General features: G+C 57.9%; 17 protein-coding genes and 1 other annotated feature. Of the genes, 4 read left to right on the top strand and 13 right to left on the bottom strand.

Features of this window, described 5'->3' with window-relative positions:
- Positions 1–80: 80 nt before the first annotated feature.
- From H8Z83_RS05275 to H8Z83_RS05285, 3 genes are all read right to left on the bottom strand, one after another.
- A complete protein-coding gene (locus H8Z83_RS05275) occupies positions 81–974 on the bottom strand; it encodes a tRNA 2-thiocytidine biosynthesis TtcA family protein (RefSeq protein ID WP_187014078.1) in 894 nt (297 codons plus the stop codon).
- A gap of 22 nt (positions 975–996) precedes the next feature.
- Complete coding sequence (cls, locus tag H8Z83_RS05280; protein WP_187014079.1) at positions 997–2559, bottom strand: cardiolipin synthase; 1563 nt, start codon at positions 2557–2559, stop codon at positions 997–999.
- A gap of 113 nt (positions 2560–2672) precedes the next feature.
- Positions 2673–4124 (bottom strand): nicotinate phosphoribosyltransferase, encoded by a 1452-nt coding sequence (locus tag H8Z83_RS05285; RefSeq protein ID WP_187014080.1) that lies wholly within the window; start codon positions 4122–4124, stop codon positions 2673–2675.
- Positions 4125–4317: 193 nt separating this feature from the next.
- On the opposite strand from H8Z83_RS05285, the gene H8Z83_RS05290 reads away from it, so the two are divergent.
- Entirely contained in the window at positions 4318–5157 is an 840-nt protein-coding gene (locus H8Z83_RS05290; protein ID WP_187014081.1) for a BadF/BadG/BcrA/BcrD ATPase family protein, read from the top strand.
- 405 nt (positions 5158–5562) lie between these two features.
- On the opposite strand, the gene H8Z83_RS05295 is transcribed toward H8Z83_RS05290, so the two are convergent.
- The 3 genes from H8Z83_RS05295 to H8Z83_RS05305 all read right to left on the bottom strand — a co-directional run bounded on the left by H8Z83_RS05295 (position 5563) and on the right by H8Z83_RS05305 (position 7293).
- A complete protein-coding gene (locus H8Z83_RS05295; protein ID WP_187014082.1) occupies positions 5563–6000 on the bottom strand; it encodes a CD1247 N-terminal domain-containing protein in 438 nt (145 codons plus the stop codon).
- Positions 6001–6073: 73 nt separating this feature from the next.
- Complete coding sequence (efp, locus tag H8Z83_RS05300; RefSeq protein ID WP_187014083.1) at positions 6074–6640, bottom strand: elongation factor P; 567 nt, start codon at positions 6638–6640, stop codon at positions 6074–6076.
- Between the two features lie 134 nt (positions 6641–6774).
- Positions 6775–7293: a YqeG family HAD IIIA-type phosphatase gene (locus H8Z83_RS05305; protein ID WP_187014084.1), complete on the bottom strand. Its 519-nt coding sequence runs from the start codon at positions 7291–7293 to the stop codon at positions 6775–6777.
- A gap of 73 nt (positions 7294–7366) precedes the next feature.
- Here H8Z83_RS05305 and H8Z83_RS05310 point away from each other — a divergent pair, with 73 nt between their 5' ends.
- The gene (locus tag H8Z83_RS05310) at positions 7367–8158 is read left to right on the top strand and encodes a hypothetical protein (protein ID WP_187014085.1); all 792 of its coding nucleotides are present in this window, start codon (positions 7367–7369) and stop codon (positions 8156–8158) included.
- Between the two features lie 40 nt (positions 8159–8198).
- On the opposite strand, the gene rpsU is transcribed toward H8Z83_RS05310, so the two are convergent.
- The 5 genes from rpsU to fba form a co-directional block, all read right to left on the bottom strand.
- Positions 8199–8381: a 30S ribosomal protein S21 gene (rpsU, locus tag H8Z83_RS05315; RefSeq protein ID WP_187014086.1), complete on the bottom strand. Its 183-nt coding sequence runs from the start codon at positions 8379–8381 to the stop codon at positions 8199–8201.
- Positions 8382–8546: 165 nt separating this feature from the next.
- Positions 8547–10973, bottom strand: coding sequence for a leucine--tRNA ligase (gene leuS, locus H8Z83_RS05320; RefSeq protein WP_187014087.1), 2427 nt, complete (start codon positions 10971–10973; stop codon positions 8547–8549).
- A gap of 60 nt (positions 10974–11033) precedes the next feature.
- Positions 11034–11381 (bottom strand): hypothetical protein, encoded by a 348-nt coding sequence (locus tag H8Z83_RS05325; RefSeq protein ID WP_187014088.1) that lies wholly within the window; start codon positions 11379–11381, stop codon positions 11034–11036.
- A 55-nt stretch (positions 11382–11436) separates the two neighbouring features.
- Positions 11437–11645, bottom strand: a binding site (T-box leader).
- Positions 11646–11719: 74 nt separating this feature from the next.
- The gene (gene tgt, locus H8Z83_RS05330; RefSeq protein WP_187014089.1) at positions 11720–12853 is read right to left on the bottom strand and encodes a tRNA guanosine(34) transglycosylase Tgt; all 1134 of its coding nucleotides are present in this window, start codon (positions 12851–12853) and stop codon (positions 11720–11722) included.
- A 165-nt stretch (positions 12854–13018) separates the two neighbouring features.
- Entirely contained in the window at positions 13019–13987 is a 969-nt protein-coding gene (gene fba / locus H8Z83_RS05335) for a class II fructose-1,6-bisphosphate aldolase (RefSeq protein ID WP_187014090.1), read from the bottom strand.
- 222 nt (positions 13988–14209) lie between these two features.
- On the opposite strand from fba, the gene H8Z83_RS05340 reads away from it, so the two are divergent.
- Positions 14210–15448, top strand: coding sequence for a 6-phosphofructokinase (locus H8Z83_RS05340; protein WP_187014091.1), 1239 nt, complete (start codon positions 14210–14212; stop codon positions 15446–15448).
- Positions 15449–15543: 95 nt separating this feature from the next.
- On the opposite strand, the gene H8Z83_RS05345 is transcribed toward H8Z83_RS05340, so the two are convergent.
- Positions 15544–16314 carry a type III pantothenate kinase gene (locus H8Z83_RS05345; protein ID WP_187014092.1) on the bottom strand — a complete coding sequence of 257 codons (771 nt, stop codon included), beginning with the start codon at positions 16312–16314 and terminating at the stop codon, positions 15544–15546.
- Between the two features lie 131 nt (positions 16315–16445).
- Here H8Z83_RS05345 and H8Z83_RS05350 point away from each other — a divergent pair, with 131 nt between their 5' ends.
- Positions 16446–16973 (top strand): methylated-DNA--[protein]-cysteine S-methyltransferase, encoded by a 528-nt coding sequence (locus H8Z83_RS05350; protein WP_187014093.1) that lies wholly within the window; start codon positions 16446–16448, stop codon positions 16971–16973.
- A gap of 77 nt (positions 16974–17050) precedes the next feature.
- Here H8Z83_RS05350 and spoIVA read toward each other — a convergent pair whose 3' ends face one another.
- Positions 17051–18526 carry a stage IV sporulation protein A gene (gene spoIVA, locus H8Z83_RS05355; protein ID WP_187014094.1) on the bottom strand — a complete coding sequence of 492 codons (1476 nt, stop codon included), beginning with the start codon at positions 18524–18526 and terminating at the stop codon, positions 17051–17053.
- Positions 18527–18555: the final 29 nt, after the last annotated feature.

Raw genomic sequence — 18555 nt, forward strand, 5'->3', positions numbered from 1 at the left:
TTAGCCGGCGCACGACAGAGGACCGCCCTTTGTAAGCCATGATAGAATACCATAGAATCTGTCAAATTGCAAGGATTATTTTAGAGTCCTTCCGAAATTTCTTCCGATTTCGTCTCTCCGGCAAACCAATCCGGGTGGTTGTACAGCTCCGGGAAGGAGTGGAACACGCCACGGTGCTTAAAGCCGGGGAAGGTGTCCAACTGCAAGCCGTTGATCCCCTGAAAAATACTCTTTTCGATGTTGGGATTCGTCTTTTTCAGCTCCCGCAACAGCATTTTGATCTCCTGCCGCTTGCTGCGGCCCACGCCGTCCCCCGCTGCCTCCCGCTCCTCCGTGAACCGGCAGGCGCACTGGAGGAATTGCAGGTGGTTGTAGTTCTTCCATGCGATGATGGCGTCCTCGTGGACGCAGTACAGGGGCCGGATCAGTTCCATGCCGGGGAAATTCTTGCTGCGGAGCTTGGGGGGCATGGCCTGAAGCTGTCCGCCGTAGAACAGGCCCATGACAGTGGTCTCGATGACGTCGGAAAAGTGGTGGCCCAGCGCGATCTTGTTGCATCCCAGTTCCTGAGCCTTGGCATACAGGAAGCCCCGGCGCATCCGGGCGCAGAGATAGCAGGGGTTCTTCTCCACGCTGACGGTGACATCGAAAATGTCGCTGTCAAAAATCGTGATGGGAATCCCCAGCAGGGCGGCGTTATCCTCGATGAGTTTTCGATTCTCCGGCTTGTAGCCGGGGTCCATCACCATAAAGACCAGCTCAAAGGGCTGAGAGGTATGGCGCTGCAATTCCTGCATCAGCTTGGCCAGGATCACGGAGTCCTTGCCGCCGGAGATGCACACGGCGATCCTGTCCCCCGGCTCAATCAGCTCGTACCGCTTCACAGCGGCGATAAAGGGGTTCCAGATGGATTTGCGATAGGTTTTGATGAGACTGCGTTCGGCAGTCTCCTGCGGTGTCAGTTCCCGGGACATACGTTTTGATCCTCTCTTACTGTTACAGCCAGATGGCTCCTAATTTCAAAATGGACGCCGTCATCCGCCGGAGCCACGGGCGGTTCTCCCAGTCCTCCAGTGTATAAAGCTGGCTGTCCTCCACGATGTGGTCCATATCCTCCAAAAGCTCCTCGATCACCGGCATGTGGTAGAGCATCACCGCGTCCTCATAGTGAAGCTGGAAGCTGCGGTAGTCCATATTGGTGCTGCCGATCAGGGCCGCTTCCCGGTCCGCCATGACGCTTTTGGCATGGACAAAGCCGGGGGTATATTTGTAGATCTTGACGCCGTGGCGCAGCAGATCACCCCAGTAGGTCTCCGCCACCAGATACACCAGTTTTTTATCCGGGATAGCGGGGATCATCAGCCGCACATCCACCCCGGCGTCCGCCGCGATGCACAGCGCCTCCTGGATGGATTCCTCCACAGCGTAATACGGCGTGGTGATATACAGCATCCGCTTGGCAGAGGCGATGAGCTGAAGATAGACAGCCTCCACCGGATTGTCCGGGTTATTCAGCGGCCCATCCTCAAAGGGCTGGCAGAAGCCCTCCACCGCCGGACCTTCCCGGCGGGAGCGGTAGTAATCGTCCTCGTTGGGAAAATGACGGCCCAGCATCTTCCACATCTGCATGAACTGCACAGCAAAGCCCCAGGCCCCGTCCCCCGTCAGGCGAACGGTGCTGTCCTTCCAGTAGCCGAAGCGCTCGATCCGGTTGGCGTACTCGTCTCCGATGTTGATACCGCCGGCGTAGGCCACATAACCATCGATAACAGTGATCTTCCGGTGGTCACGGTAATTGAAGTACAGGCGGTTGATATACCGGTGGACGGGGTTGAAGATCTCCACCTCGATCCCCGCATCTTTGATGGCTTGCAGCGTCCCGTCAGACAGACGGGTCAAGGTGCCGAAATCGTCGATAATCAGGTGAATCTCCACCCCGGCGGCGGCACGTTCCTTCAATACGGCGAAGATCTCGTCCCAGACAGTCCCCTCCGCCAAAATATAGTACTCCATGAAGATATAGGTCTCCGCCTGCCGCAGATGCTCCACCAGATCCCGGAAGAAGGACTCCCCCTCACCGAAATAGGCGGCGTCCGTATTGCGGTACAGCCAGAATTGCCGCTTCTGGAGATAGGCGGCCAAGCGGCCCCACGCAGGGCTGCGGCGGGTCAGGGCGGTCTGATTCAGGTCGCTGAGCATTTTTGCGCTCTCCCGCTGGGGGATCGGCGGCACCGGCTTCAAACTCAGCTGCTTGGCCTGATGCGTGCCGCCCCATAGACAGAACAGGAGCATACCTGCCACTGGCAAAATCAGCAGCAAACACATCCAGCTCAGCTTATAGGATGGGCTGCCGCTGCGTTGGTAAACCCGAATGGCCACCACCGCGCCGATCAGTTGGAGGAAGCCATACACAAAGCTAGCCTTTTCTTTCAGGAAACGGGTCAGCAGAAGGGTCACCGCGATCTGCGCCAGCACCGTCAGGGCGCAGAGCATCAGACTGGCCGCTGCGGAGATCCGCCGCTCCGTGCGTTCCTGATTCCTATGGGACATTCTGCCCATACCGTCACCTCCCGGATTCAAATAGTTTTCTATTATAATTATAGCAACACAACCGGCAATCTTCAACTATATTTGAAAAAAGCGCATGGCCATTCCAGCCATGCGCTTTTCATTCAGCGGTAATTCTTACGCAGCAGATCCTGCTTGATGTCCCAGAGCTTCTGGCTCAGGTCCACATAGTAGTTGTGGGGATTCTCAAAACGCTTTACCTCGTCCCACAGGGTATCGATCTGCTCCCGGCAGTACTTCTGGATCTCCGGCAGTGTGGGCTGCTGATACACCAGCTGGCCGTGCTCGAAGATTTTCTCCTGTAAGGGCTTGATGGTATAGTCCGTATAGGTCCGCCGCTTCCAGGTGGCGTCCGGATCGAACAGTTCCAGAGGCTGACCCTCCTCGATCACTTCATCCCACACGGTGATGTAGTCCGCCTCCGCCTTGCCAGTGGCCTTATCAAAGATCCGGTAGACCTTCTTGAAATGGGGGTTGGTGATCTTGCCCACATTTTCGCTGATCTTGATCTTCGGCACGATGGTGCCGTCCTCTTTCTCAATGGCCGCCAGCTTATACACGCCTCCGAACACTGGGTCGCTCTTGGAGGTGATCATCCGCTCACCCACGCCAAAGAGATCCACCTTGGCACCCTGGCGGAGGATGTCCTGAATGATGTACTCATCCAGAGAGTTGGACGCGGAGATCTTGCAGCTCTCCCAGCCCGCCTCGTCCAGCATCTGCCGGGCCTCCCGGGTGAGATAGGCGATATCGCCGGAATCCAGACGGATGGCGCACTTGGTAATCCCCTTGGGCCGCAGCACCTCGTTGAAGGCCTTGATAGCGTTGGGAACACCGGATTTCAGGGTATTGTAGGTGTCTACCAGCAGCGTGGCGTTGGTGGGGAACACCTCGCAGTAGGTCTTGAAGGCCTCATACTCCGAGTCGAACATCTGCACCCAGGCATGGGCCATGGTGCCGCCGGCGGGAACGCCGAAAAGCTGGTCGGAAATGGTGCAGGCCGTACCGGCGCAGCCGCCGATATAGGCAGCCCGGGCGCCGGAGATGGCGGCGTCCGTGCCCTGTGCCCGGCGGGAACCGAATTCCAGCACCACACGCCCCTCTGCCGCCCGAACAATGCGGTTGGTCTTGGTGGCCACAAGGCTCTGGTGGTTGAAGATCAGCAGCAGGAAGGTCTCCACCAGCTGTGCCTGAATAGCCGGAGCCCGGACAGTGATGATCGGCTCCCGTGGGAAGATGGGAGTGCCCTCTGGGATGGCCCAGACGTCACCCGTGAATTTGAAATCGCGGAGATAGTCCAGGAACCGCTCGGAAAACAGATCCTTGCTCCGGAGATATTCAATGTCCTCCTCAGAAAAATGCAGATCCTGAATATAGGCGATGATCCGCTCCAGACCTGCGCAGATGGCGTAACCGCCATGGTCCGGAACATCGCGGAAAAAGATATCGAAATAGGTGATCCGATCCTTCAGCCCCGCTTCCAGATAACCATTTCCCATGGTCAATTCGTAAAAGTCGCAGAGCATCGTCATATTGAGCTTATCTGTGATATCCATCGTGTGTCTCCTTCTCGTTACACCACAAGTTACCACACATTATAGCTATCTCCCCGGATAAAAGCAATTCTTTTATCAATTTTTTCACAAATAAACATTGACAAGGCACCTCTGCTCCCCTATCATAACTAAGACGGCGGCCGGCTTTTGCGTATCCCTCACCTGCCGGCCCCCTTTGGAAAGGAAACAAGCCATGGAAGTGATCTTAGGCATTGATATTGGCGGCTCTACTACAAAGATCGTAGGGCTGCGGACCGACGGCAGCGTGGTCTCCATGCTCCGGGTCCGGGCGGAGGATCAGGTCACCAGCCTGTACGGCGCGCTGGGCAACTACCTGACCAGCAACGGTCTCTCCCTCGGAGATGTGCGCCGGGTCGTTCTGACCGGCGTTGGCGCCAGCTATGTGGATGGGGATGTGTTCGGCCTGCCCACCTGCCGGGTGGATGAATTTCAGGCCAGCGGCACCGGTGCGCTGGCTCTGTCCGGTCAGACCTCCGGCGTAGTCGTGACGATGGGTACCGGCACCGCCTTTTTGTGGGCAGAAGCCGGAAAAGAAGTCCGGCACCTCTGCGGCAGCGGTATCGGCGGCGGCACGCTGGGTGGTCTCTGCCACAAGCTGGTGGGTATGGAACGCTTCTACCAGATCAAAAAGCTGGCCGCTCAGGGGGATCTGAGCCATGTGGATCTCACCATCAGCGACATTGCCCGGGACCCTGCCTCCACGCTGGACCCCAACATGACCGCTGCCAACTTCGGTGATCTCTCCGAGGACGCCACCCCCGCTGATCTGGCCGCCGGCGCGGTGAATCTGGTTCTTCAGGCCATCGGAACTATGACGGTGCTGGCCTGTCAGAGCTGCCATACGGACACCGTGATCGTCACCGGCTCCATGACCACGCTGGATCAGGCGGAGCCAAACTTTGCGGCTTTCGAAAAGCTCTACGGCATCCATTACGTGATCCCGGAAAGCGCCACCTTCGCTACCGCTATCGGTGCCGGACTTTGTAGCCTGCGGCAGAAATCTGTAAAGTAATACAGCTTTAAAGTCATTGCATTAACTAATTTTATGCATCCGCATAGGAAATCAAGCAAAACAGCTCCCCGGTATTCACCGGGGAGCTGTCAGCGGGGCGAACTTCTTTCGCCCCGCTGAACATTTTCGGAACTATATGAGAGTTCCGAAAATGCGGGATTTTAATGGCGCAGGGAAACAGGCGAAGCGCCGCCGGTGGCGGATGAAGCAAGCCTGTTTCGAGGAAGGCTCCCAAATAGCGGATACGCAGTATTCACTGTTTGGCTTGAGCCGACGGTGTATCCCTTCTTGGGTTTCCCGCGCACACCCTTCCTTACCATAGCGGAGAATTCACCGTTTTATCAGTAAGAAAAACAGCTCCCCGGTATTCACCGGGGAGCTGTTTCATATTGGATCGGATCGGATTTACTCCTGATCGTCGTCAGAGTCCTCTTCCAGAGAGCTCATGTCGAACTCCAGCTTCTCGCCGCAGTTGGGGCAGATGACCTCGCCATCCTCCAGCACGGACTCATCGAAGTAGATGGTCTCCTCGCAGGTGGGGCAGGTGGTGGCGTAGCAATCCTCGTCATCCTCGGCGTCATCCTCATAGTACTCATCGTCAAAGGACTCGTCCTCGTCATCCTCGTCATACACGATGTCCTCGATATCCTCCAGATCATCGCTGACAACGTCCAGACCGTCCTCCAGCTCGCCCTGAGCATTCCACAGGTCCTCCAACTCCAGGCCGATGTCCTCCAGAATGTCCACCATAGCGGACAGGATCTTGCCCTCGTTGGTCTCCGTGTCGATCTTCATGCCTTCCATCAGGCCCTTCAGATACGCAACCTTCTCAGTGATCTCCATAGTGATCGCTCCTTTCAAAATATCAATCTTGGAAATAAAGGGAGGATTATCGTTATAATCCCCCCTTCAAAACTTATTCCTTCACGCGGCCCAGATACTCGCCGGTGCGGGTATCCACCTGGATCTTCTCGCCCTCGTTGATGAACAGAGGCACCTTGATGATGGCGCCGGTCTCCAGAGTAGCGGGCTTGGTGACGTTGGTGGCGGTATCGCCTCTCACGCCGGGCTCGGTAGCGGTGACTTCCAGCTCCATGAAGTTGGGAGCCTCCACGCTGAACACGCTACCCTTGTAGCTGACCAGAGTGCACATGGTGTTCTCCTTGACGAACTGGAAGCCGTCGCCCAGAACATCCTTGTTCAGCGGGGTCATGTCATAGGTCTCGGGGTCCATGAAGTAGTACAGATCGCCGTCATTGTAGCTGTACTCGGCGTTTCTGCGCTCCACAGTGCCGTTCTCGAACTTGGCGCTGGGGTTGAAGGACTCCTCACGGATTGCGCCAGTCATCACGTTCTTGTACTTGGTACGCACGAAAGCGGCACCCTTGCCGGGCTTGACGTGCTGGAAGTCCACGACCAGCATGGGCTTACCGTCCATCTCAAATACAACACCCTTACGGAAATCGCCTGCAGAAATAGGCATAGTTAAATCCTCCTCACAAATCTTTACGAGAAAACGACCGTGAAGTGGACATTTTCTCAATTCTTTCCTGTCTTATATAATTTGACCGATGATATTTTACACTATCTTGTCCGTTATTGCAAGTGGTTTTCCGGTTATTTTGTGTTTTCCTCCGGATTTTTTTGGTATTTATAGGGGCAGGCCCTTTTAAACGGGCGCTGCAGCAGGTGCAGAACACGGTTCCATATCCCAACGGGTCCCCCCAGCGGCTCCACCATCCACGCCCGGACGCCCGCCCGGTGGGCCGCCAGCATATCGGTCAACAGCTTATCTCCCAGCATGGCGGTGTGGGCCGGATCCGCCCCCGTCCGCTCCATAGCGGCCCGCAGGCCCTTTGGACTGGGCTTTCCGGCATGGCCCTGATAGCCGATGCCCAGATCTCCGCAGAACTCGGTCACGCGAACGCCGGAGCGGTTGTTCGACACGATCATCACGGTGATCCCGGCGTCCTTCAAGCCGATGATCCACTGCCGCAGCCCCTCGTCCGGGCGGCGGACCGCCTTGGGCGCCAGTGTATAGTCCAGATCCGTCAGCAGCAGCGTCACGCCCTGACTTTGCAGAAAGGCGGGGGTGATATCCCGGTAGCTGTCAAAAAGAATGTCCGGCGTCAGCATAAGCCGCCCTCCTCTCACATAAGAATAAATGCAGTATATCAGAATTACGGCCGCTTCACAAGGGGGAACCGCCATGCAGCTCTATCTGACCGTCCGCCCGGAGGACACGCGAACCGCCTCCGCCTATCCGGTGGGGCTGGCCCACGCCGCCTACCGCATCGGGGAGGGGTCCTCCCTGCTGAGCCGGAACTTGCTGACACCGGCCCGGTCCGGGCCGATGGCCCCGTTGCCGGGGCTGCTGGTTCTCAGTGACCGTTCCGCGCCGTCCATTGACCGTCCGGCGGCGCTGGCCGAGGCCGTGCTCCGGGAATGCGCCCGCCGCAGCTATGGCGGAATCGTTCTGGATTTTGACGAGCCGTCCCGGGAGGATCGCCGCCGCTTTGCTGCCCTATTGGGGCAGCAGTGCGCCAAAAGCCGAAAGTTCTTCTGCCTTCCCCCGTCCTACGCCGGGGCTGTCGAGCGTCCCACCGTCATCTTGAACACAGCCATCTCCGGCGGCAGCTTTGAAACCCACATCCGGGAGGAGCTCGCCCGCTACGGCGGCGGGCGGAATGTGGTCTTTGACCTCCAGCGGCTGCGGATGGACTTCCGTCTCCCTGCCCGGAGCGGTCAGGGAGAACCGCTGACGCAGGCGGCACTGGACGCGCTTATAAGGGAGCATCAGCCCGCCGTGTTTTTTTCCAAAGACCTGTTTGCCCGCTACTTCACTTATGCCAAGAACGGTGAATCCCACTTCATTCTCTTTGATGACGCCGACACGCTGCGGCAAAAGCTGCGTCTTGGGCGGCAGTTGGGCGTGGCCGCCGCGTTTTTCCAGTGGCCGGAGGTCTGCGACATCGCCGACTCGCTGTTCCGCCGCAAATAAAAAAGAAGTACCGCACCTCACGGTGCGGTACTTTTGCTTCTTAGTAGAAACGCTTCTTGTTCTTACGAGCAGCCTCAGACTTCTTGCGACGCTTCACGCTGGGGCTTTCATAATGCTCTCTCTTGCGAACCTCGGCGATAACGCCTGCCTTAGCGCAGCTACGCTTGAAACGCTTCAGTGCGCTATCGATGGATTCGCCTTCCTTGACATGAATCTCAGACATTTATATTTCCCTCCCTCCGAGACATCCGGCTTGATCCTGGATGCTTAGGGGCTACGTATAGCCTTAACGTACATCATTATAGGAAATAATCAGAAGAAAGTCAAGGATTTTTTCTCAAATCCGAAAAATTTGATGGTTTCCCGCATTTGAGCCGATCACTTTCCCTTACTGGGGCTTTACGATCAGGTTGATCAGACGGTTCTTGACCAGAATGGTCTTGACAATCTGCATACCCTCGGTGGCCTTCTGCACCTTGTCCACAGCCAGCGCGGCGGCCTTCACGGCCTCCTCATCGCTGTCCACCGGCATGGTGACGGTGCCCTTCATCTTGCCGTTGACCTGAATGGCCATCTCCACAGAGGAAGCCACGGTCTTGCTGGCGTCATATACAGGCCACTCCGCCTGACAGCACATTCTGCCGGTCTCAGCGGCAAAGCCAAGCTGCTCCCACAGCTCCTCGGTGACGTGGGGGGCAAAGGGATTCAGCAGCCGCAGCAGAATGCCCATGTCGCCCTTGGTGACGCCGTTGGCGGTCATTTCGTTGACGGCAGTCATCATGGCGGCGATGGCGGTGTTCATCTTCAACGTGTCGATATCGTCGGTGACCTTCTTGATGGCCTTGTGGAGAACGGCCTCGTTGGCGGGGGTCAGCTCACGGCTGTCCGCCGCGGACTCCGCCAGATTCCACACCTTGTCCAAAAAGCGCTTGGAGCCCTTCACGGCATCGGTGGACCAGGTAGCCGCCTGCTCAAAATCGCCCACGAACATGATATACAGCCGCATGGTATCTGCACCGTACTGGGCCACAATGTCGTTGGGGTTCACCACGTTGCCCCGGGACTTGGACATCTTCTCGCCGCCCTCGCCCAGGATCATGCCGTGGCTGGTGCGCTTGGCGTAAGGCTCCTTGGTGGGCACGGCGCCGATGTCATAGAGGAACTTATGCCAGAACCGGGAGTACAGCAGATGCAGCGTAGTGTGCTCCATGCCGCCGTTGTACCAGTCCACGGGAGACCAGTATTCCAGCGCCTCCTTGGAGGCCAAGGCCTTATCATTGTGGGGGTCCATATACCGCAGGAAGTACCAGCAGGAGCCGGCCCACTGGGGCATGGTATCCGTTTCACGCTGGGCAGGGCCGCCGCACTTGGGGCAGGTGGTGTTCACCCAGTCGGTCATCTTGGAGAGAGGAGATTCGCCGTCGTCCGTCAGCTCGTAGCTCTCCACGTCCGGCAGCAGCAAGGGAAGCTGCTCCTCCGGCAGGGGGACCCAGCCGCACTTCTCGCACTTCACCAGAGGGATCGGCTCGCCCCAGTAGCGCTGACGGCTGAACACCCAGTCACGGAGCTTGAAGTTGGTCTTGGGATGGCCGATGCCATGCTCCGTGACCCACTTCTTCATGGTGGGGATAGCCTCCTTGACGGTAAGGCCGTTGAGGAAGTCGGAGTTGACCATGATGCCGGTGTCGTCCTTCAGTGCAAAGGCGCACTTGGTGACGTCGCCTCCCTTCACCACTTCCACAATGGGCAGGCCGAAGGCCGTGGCAAAATCCCAGTCGCGCTGATCGTGGCCAGGCACGCCCATGACGATGCCGGTGCCGTAGCCCATCAGCACGTAATCAGAAACGAAAATGGGAATATGCTTACCGGTGACGGGATGGACGGCCTCGATGCCTTCCAGCCGGACGCCGGTCTTTTCCTTGTTCAGCTCGCCTCGCTCAAAATCGGATTTCCGGGCAGCCTCCTGCCGGTAGGCCTCCACGGCCTCCCAGTTGGTCAGCTGGTCCTTCCACTGGGCGAGGTAGGGGTGCTCGGGAGAGATGACCATATAGGTCACGCCGAACAGCGTGTCGCACCGGGTGGTGTAGACCGTCAGCTTGTCGCCGTTGGTGGCGGTGAAGTCCACCTCGGTACCCTCGCTGCGGCCGATCCAGTTGCGCTGCTGGATCTTCACCCGCTCGATATAGTCCACGTCGTCCAGATCGTCAATGAGGCGGTCGGCGTACTTGGTGATGGCCAGCATCCACTGGCTCTTTTCCTTGCGGATGACCTCGCTGCCGCAGCGCTCGCAGACGCCCTCCACAACTTCCTCGTTGGCCAGCACGCACTTGCAGCTGGTGCACCAGTTCACGGGCATGGATGCCTTATAGGCAAGGCCCTTCTTGAACAGCTGGAGGAAGATCCACTGGGTCCACTTGTAGTAGCTGGGGTCGGTGGTGTCTACCACCCGGTCCCAGTCAAAGGAGTAGCCCAGCATGTGAAGCTGCTTGGTGAAGTTGGCGATGTTCTGCTTGGTAACGATGGCAGGATGGACGTGGTTCTTGATGGCGTAGTTCTCCGTGGGCAGGCCGAAGGCGTCAAAGCCGATGGGGAACAGCACGTTGTAGCCCTGCATCCGCTTCTTGCGGCAGATGATGTCCATGGCGGTGAAGGGACGGGCGTGGCCCACGTGGAGGCCCTGGCCGGAGGGATAAGGGAACTCGATGAGGCCGTAGAACTTCTCCCGGGTCTTGTCCCCGGTGACGGCGGTGAAGGGCTTTTCCTCCAGCCACTTCTTCTGCCATTTCTTTTCAATGGCTGTAAAATCGTACTTCATGGTTGACTCCTTTTATCTGAAATGTTCTGCATTTTGATTGATTTGATCTCAGGACCGCTTTTATGTCCGCCGCTTGACGCGCCACCAGACCAGCTGAACGGCCAGTGCGAGCAACGCTGCCGCGCACAGCATCTGAAAAGCTGTTGCGGGTTCAAAGGTCCCGCCCCATTTCTCCGTTCCGAACACGGACAGGCAGACGCAGGATACCAGCAGGGACAGGGCATTTCCCAAAAACAGGGCTTTCAGACTGTTTCTGTGGTATGTCCATTTCATCAGCGTAATCACGCCGATGATAGACAGAAAATTCGCCAAAACTTTGCCCGTTTCCCCATGTCCCCAAAATCCCAGATACGCATAGGGAACGCCATAGGCCAGAAAAGGAACGGGGGAAGCCCACAGCTTTTTCATCCTACAACGCCTCACGCTTTCCGCCGAATAAAGAAAACGCCCCTAAGCCTTACGGCTCAGGGGCGTTGAAAACGCGGTACCACCCTGTTTCCGCCGGTTTCCCGGCGCTCGGTGCGGCAGATAACGATGCCAGCCGTTCCGCCCTACTGCTGTTCAGGCGAAAGACTCCGGGGCCAGTCCTCCCAGGCTCCCCCACCGGCTTGCACCAAACGCCGGCTCTCTGAAGGCGGGATACCAGGGCTTTTTCCCCATCTCAGTCGATAACGGATTTATTTTATGCGCAAACCGCCGGTTTGTCAAGTCCTCTTACCGGCCGCAGCAGGCAAAACCGTTCCAAATCAGGCCCGTTTTTCCAGATTGCCGCTGTATTTCTCCCGGAAGTCGGCAAAGGTGCCGTTGTCCAGTGCCTCCCGGATCTTGGCCATTAGTTCGTTGTAGAACCAGAGGTTGTGCAGCACCGCCAGACGCAGGGCCAGCACCTCGTCCGCCTTGAACAGGTGGCGCAGGTAGGCCCGGGAATGGCTCCGGCACACCGGGCAGCTGCAGCTTTCGCTGATGGGCCGGTCATCGGTGATATACTTCTCGTTCATGATGTTCACGTTGCCCTCCCAGGTAAAGAGCTTTCCGTGACGGCCGTTGCGGGAGGGCATCACGCAGTCGAAGAAGTCCACGCCCCGGGCCACGGCCTCAATGATGTTGCTGGGGGTTCCCACGCCCATGAGATACCGGGGCTTCTCCTTGGGGGCAAAGGGCTCCACCACGTCGATCATCTCGTACATGATCTCCGCCGGCTCGCCCACCGCCAGACCGCCGATGGCGTAGCCGTCGCAGTCGATCTTGGCGATCTCCTGCATATGCCAGGCCCGAAGATCCGCGAAGGTGGCGCCCTGGTTGATACCGAACAGCATCTGATGGGGGTTCACCGTGTCCGGCAGACTGTTGAGCCGGTCATGCTCCACCTTGCAGCGCTGGAGCCAGCGGAGGGTCCGCTCCACCGATGCCTTGGCGTACTCATACCGGGCCGGGTTCTCCACGCACTCGTCAAAGGCCATGGCGATGTCACTGCCCAGATTGGACTGGATCTGCATGGATTCCTCCGGGCCCATAAAGATCCGGTGCCCGTCGATATGGCTGGCGAAGGTGACGCCCTCCTCCTTGATCTTCCGCAGAGAGGCCAGCGAAAACACCTGAAACCCGCCGGAGTCCGTGAGGATCGGCCCATCCCAATTCATAAATTTATGGAGGCCGCCCATCTGCCGCACCACCTTGTCACCGGGACGGAGATGCAGGTGGTAGGTGTTGGACAGCTCGATCTGGCAGCCCACATTTTTCAAATCCAACGCCGAAACGCCGCCCTTGATGGCCGCCTGCGTACCCACATTCATAAACACCGGGGTTTGCACCGTGCCGCCGTGGGCGCAGGAGAATTCGCCCCGTCGGGCCTTCCCCTCTGTTTTCAAGATCTTAAACATAGCCACATTCCTTTTCGTTTATTGCAAATGCCCTTACATTATAATATAGGGTACCGGAATGTGCAAGAGCGTTATCATCCGCAAAAGCTGGCGATTTGACAAAAACGCACCGGGAGACAGTGTCTCCCGGTGCGTTTGGGGTAAAATCAATCAGTCAAAACTGAATTAGGCCTTGCCGGCGCAGCCGAGGACGTCCACCAGCTTGTGACGGACCAGCTCCTTGATGTTGGCACGGGCGGGCTTCAGGTACTCGCGGGGATCGAACTTGTCGGGATGCTCCGCCATGAACTTACGGATGGTGCCGGTCATGGCCAAACGCAGGTCGGAGTCGATGTTGATCTTGCAGACGGACAGCTTGGCAGCCTGACGCAGCTGCTCCTCGGGCACGCCGATGGCGTTGGGCATCTGACCGCCGAACTCGTTGACCATCTTCACATACTCCTGAGGCACGGAAGAAGAGCCGTGGAGCACGATGGGGAAGCCGGGCAGGCGCTTGGAGACCTCTTCCAGAACGTCGAAACGCAGGGGAGGGGGAACCAGAATGCCCTTTTCATTGCGGGTGCACTGCTCGGGCTTGAACTTATAAGCGCCGTGAGAGGTGCCGATGGCGATGGCCAGAGAGTCGCAGCCGGTCTTGGACACGAACTCCTCGACCTCCTCGGGGCGGGTATAGGAGGCCTCGTGAGCGGCGACCTTGACCTCGTCCTCGATGCCGGCCAAAGTGCCCAGCTCGGCCTCGACCACAACGCCGTGATCGTGGGCATACTCCACGACCTTCTTGGTGATCTCGATGTTCTCGGCAAAGGGCTTGCCGGAAGCATCGATCATGACGGAGGTGAAGCCGCCGTCAATGCAGCTCTTGCAGGTCTCGAAGTCCGGGCCGTGGTCCAGATGCAGAACGATGGGGATATCGGGGCAGCACTCCACAGCGGCCTCAACCAGCTTCACCAGATAGGTGTGGTTGGCATAGGCGCGGGCGCCCTTGGAAACCTGCAGGATCACGGGAGCGTGCTCCTCCTGGCAAGCCTCGGTAATGCCCTGCACGATCTCCATATTGTTGACGTTGAACGCGCCGATGGCATAGCCGCCATCATAGGCTTTCTTGAACATTTCAGTAGAAGTAACCAGTGGCATACGAACATCCTCCTATAAAATATAACTTTCTATTTGGGGATCTATCCGTTTTTCATCCCGGAAGCCCTTGTGAACATATTGACAATTTTTTAGATTTCTGGGAGGAAAACGTTTTTCTTTTATCATAATATCACAAAAAAAATAAATTGCAAGTATTTACTTTCTAAAATTTCGATGATATGATACAGGTATCTTATTTTGAATCGTCAGGAGGATTTTCATATGAGCGAATTGAAAGGCGCCTGTATCTTCGGTCAGTCCGGCGGTCCCACTTCCGTTATCAACGCCAGTGCCTACGGCGTGATCGCAACTGCCCTGAAGAACCCCAACATCACCCGGGTCCTGGGTGCAGAGCACGGCATCAAGGGTGTTCTGAATGACCGTCTGTTCGACATGGGTCAGGAGGACCCCGCCGAGCTGGAGCTGCTGAAGTACACTCCTTCCTCTGCTCTGGGTTCCTGCCGCTATAAAATGGCGGACCCCGACGTGGATGACACGGATTACAAGCGCATTCTGGAGATCTTCAAGAAGTATGACGTCCGTTACTTCTTCTATAACGGCGGTAATGACTCCATGGACACCTGCAACAAGATCTCCAAGTATATGCAGAAGGTCGGTTATGACTGCCGCGTGATGGGCGTGCCCAAGACCATTGACAACGACCTGTTCGGCACCGACCACTGCCCCGGCTTCGCCTCCGCCGCCAAGTACATCGCCACCTCCTGCATGGAGGTCTATCAGGACGCCCGCGTCTATGACACCGGCATGGTCTGCATCATGGAGATCATGGGCCGTCACGCCGGCTGGCTGGCTGGCGCTGCTGCTCTGGCTACCGCTTACGGCGCAGGTCCCGACCTGGTGTACCTCCCCGAGGTGGACTTCGACATGGACAAGTTCCTGGCCGACGTGGACCGCATCTATAAGGAAAAGGGCAACTGCATGGTGGCCGTTTCCGAGGGTATCCACTATGCTGACGGCACCTTCGTCTCTGAGGCCAAGACCTCTGCCACCGACGGCTTCGGCCACGCTCAGCTGGGCGGTCTGGCTGCTCACCTGGCCTCTGTGGTCAAGGAAAAGACCGGTGCCAAGGTCCGCGGCATCGAGCTGAGCCTGCTGCAGCGCTGCGGCGCACATCTGGCCTCCGAGACCGACATTGAGGAGTCCGTCATGAGCGGCAAGGCCGCCGTGGAGAACGCCGTGGCCGGCATTACCGATAAGATGGTCGGTTTCCAGTGCACCCGCGACAACGGCAAGTACGTCTGCAAGACGGAGCTGCTGAACCTCACCGACGTGGCCAACACGGAGAAGAAGGTTCCTCTGGAGTGGATCAACAAGGAGCACAACGGCGTGGAGCAGCCCTTCATCGACTATGTGCTGCCCCTGATCCAGGGTGAGCCCAACCTGCCCAAGGTGGATTCCCTGCCCCGCTTCGCCAAGCTGAAGAAGGTTCTGGTAAAGTAAGTCTCCCCTTTAGAATTGTAAAACGCAGCCGCCTGATGGATACTCCATCAGGCGGCTGATTTGTTGCTTTACTGCTTTCTTTTCATTTTTCCGATTTACTGGTTTCTCTTATAGATGGCCCACAGGCCCTTCATCAGCAGTGTTTTATCGTAAAGGATCTTATTCCGGCAGAATTTCACGATAAAGGGCGCGCTGCCGCCGGTGGCCACGATGTGCAGCTCCTTTCCGGGAAATTCCCCCCGGATGCGGTCGATGATGCCGTCCAGCATGGCGGCGGTGCCGTATACGATGCCGGAGCGCATACAGTCCTCCGTGCTTTTGCCGATCAGGTTTTTCGGGGCCTGAAGGGAAATGGCCGGGAGTTGGGCCGCCCGCCGGGAGAGGGCCTCCAGAGAGACGTTGACCCCCGGCAGCAGAAGGCCGCCCTCATAGGTCCGTCCCTCGGAAATGACACCGATGGTAGTGGCGGTACCCATGTCGATGGTGATGATGGGCGCGGTGAACTGTTCCAGCGCCGACACAGCGTCCGCCACAATGTCCGCCCCCACCTGACTTTGGACCGCCAGGCGGATATTCAGTCCCGTTTTCACGCCGGGGCCCACCACCACAGGCGGCTTGCCCAGCAGACGGGTCAGCGCTTTCTCCATCATAAAGTTCAGCGGCGGCACCACGCTGCACAGAATGGAATCCGTCACATCCTCATAGCGGAAATGGTAAAGCTGAAACAGGTTCATCAGATCCACGCAGATCTGATCCGCCGTCTTTCGGTAGTCCGTATCCAAGGATGCTAAAAAGCGCAGCTCCCCATCCAGCCCAAACAGGCCGGTGGAAATCGTGGAGTTGCCGATATCGACCGCCAACAGCATACAAAGCCGCCTCCTCTCACACAATGTATCGTTCCGTTTCATCATACCACGGAGGGATTTCTCTTGCAAGTAGCACGGGCCTTGATTATAATGGCATTGAGCCGTCATTCTATGCGTCAGGAGGGACTTTTATGGAGCTGACCCGGTACGTTTCCCCGCTGGGAACTATATTTTTAGCCGCTGACAACGGCGCGCTGGCCGGTCTGTGGCTGGAAGGGCAGAAATATTTTGCCGCCACGCTGGACGAAGCCGCCGTGGAACGGGACGATCTGCCCGTGTTCCGTCAGGCCGCCGCGTGGCTGGACGCCTATTTTGCCAAGCAGCCTCTCCCGGATCTGCCGCCGCTGGCTCCCAGAGGCAGCGATTTCCGTCAGGTGGTGTGGCGGCTGCTGTTGGAGATCCCCTACGGTCAGGTAACTACCTACGGCGCGCTGGCCCAGATTCTCCGGGACCGGGGAATTTCCGCTGCTGCCCAGGCTGTAGGCGGCGCGGTGGGGCACAACCCCATTTCTATCCTCATCCCCTGTCATCGGGTTGTGGGGGCGGACGGCAGTCTCACCGGCTACGCCGGAGGCGTGGAGAAAAAGCGCTTTCTGCTGGCCTTGGAGGGCGTGGATATGACAAATCTCTACATGCCCAAGCGGGGCACGGCCCTGTGACCGTTCCGGCGTTCTTTATATTTGCAGACAAATGCCCCCGGCGGGAATATTCCCGCCGGGGGCACTTTTATTTACCTTTACAGGATAATGCAGATCAACCCGCCGCTGCCCTCGTTGATGATGCGGGTCAGCGTCTCCTGCAGCTTTTTCCGGGCATCCTCCGGCATCCGCTTCAGTTTGGTTTGCAGATCGTCGCTGACCACCTCGTGAAAGCTGCGTCCGAAAATGTTGGACTGCCAGATCTTACTGGTGTCCCCTTCAAACTCCTGTAAGAGGTAATTCACCATGTCCTCCGACTGCTTCTCGTTGCCCACAATGGGGCTCACCGCCGTCTCGATATCCGCCCGGATCATGTGGATACTGGGGGCGCTGGCCTTCAGGCGGACACCGTACCGCCCTCCCTGCTTCATGATCTCCGGTTCCTCCAGCTTCAATTCGTCGATCCCCGGCACCACGATGCCATAGCCCGTTTCCCGGACATCCCGCAGCGCCCCGGCCACCTTGTCATATTCCGTCTTGACGCCGGCCAGCTTTGTCAGCAGGCTCATGAGGTCACCGTCATCCCCCACATCAAAGCCGGACTGCTCCGAGAGCGTCCGGTAGAACATCTCCCGGGGCAGGCTCACCCGTGCGGCGGCTACGCCGGTGCCAAGGTCGATGGCTGTGATGAGCGCCTCGCTGATGTTCTCGTTTTCTCCCAGTTTCTTCACTGCGCCGTCGATCTCCCGGATGTGGTGCAGCTCCGCCATGCTCTGCCGGATGGCGTCATAGATTCCCGCCTTTACCGGATGCTCTCCCGGCAAAGCGTCCACCCAGGGCGGTAGGAAAATATCCAGTTCCCGCATGGGGAACTCATACAGCACCGCCTTCAGGATCTCCCCTACATCTTCCTCCTCCAGCCGCAAACAGTTCACCGGCACACACTTCACCTGATACCGGCTGGCGATGTCCCCGGCCAAGGCCAGAGTCCGGTCCGATTTGGGGTCCTCGCTGTTCAGCAGGACGATAAACGGCTTTCCCAACTCCTGCAATTCCCGGATCACCCGCTCCTCCGGTTCCAGATAATCCTCTCTGGGAATGTCGGAAATGCTGCCGTCGGTGGTGATGACGATGCCAATGGTGGAATGCTCCGCGATGACCTTCCGGGTGCCGATCTCCGCCGCCTCCGTCATGGGGATAGGATGATCGTACCACGGCGTTGTGACCATCCGGGGCTGATCATCCTCCGTCTGGCCCAAGGCCCCCCGGACCATGTAGCCCACACAGTCGATAAGCCGGACGGAAAAGGCCGCGCCCCCCTCCAACTGGATCTGGGCCGCCTCCTCCGGCACGAACTTCGGCTCCGCCGTCATCACCGTGCGGCCGGAGCCGCTCTGGGGCAGCTCATCTCTGGCCCGCTCCCGGCGGTACACGTTGTCGATATTGGGAATGATCTGCGTCTCCATGAACCGCTTGATAAAGGTGGATTTGCCCGTCCGCACCGGCCCTACCACACCGATATAGATGTCGCCCGCAGTGCGGGTGGCAATATTCTGATAGATCGAGGTATTCATAGCATCCCGTCCTTTTTCCGCTTTTATAG

Origin of the sequence: Dysosmobacter segnis (assembly GCF_014297285.1) — a bacterium.
GTDB lineage: Bacteria > Bacillota > Clostridia > Oscillospirales > Oscillospiraceae > Oscillibacter > Oscillibacter segnis.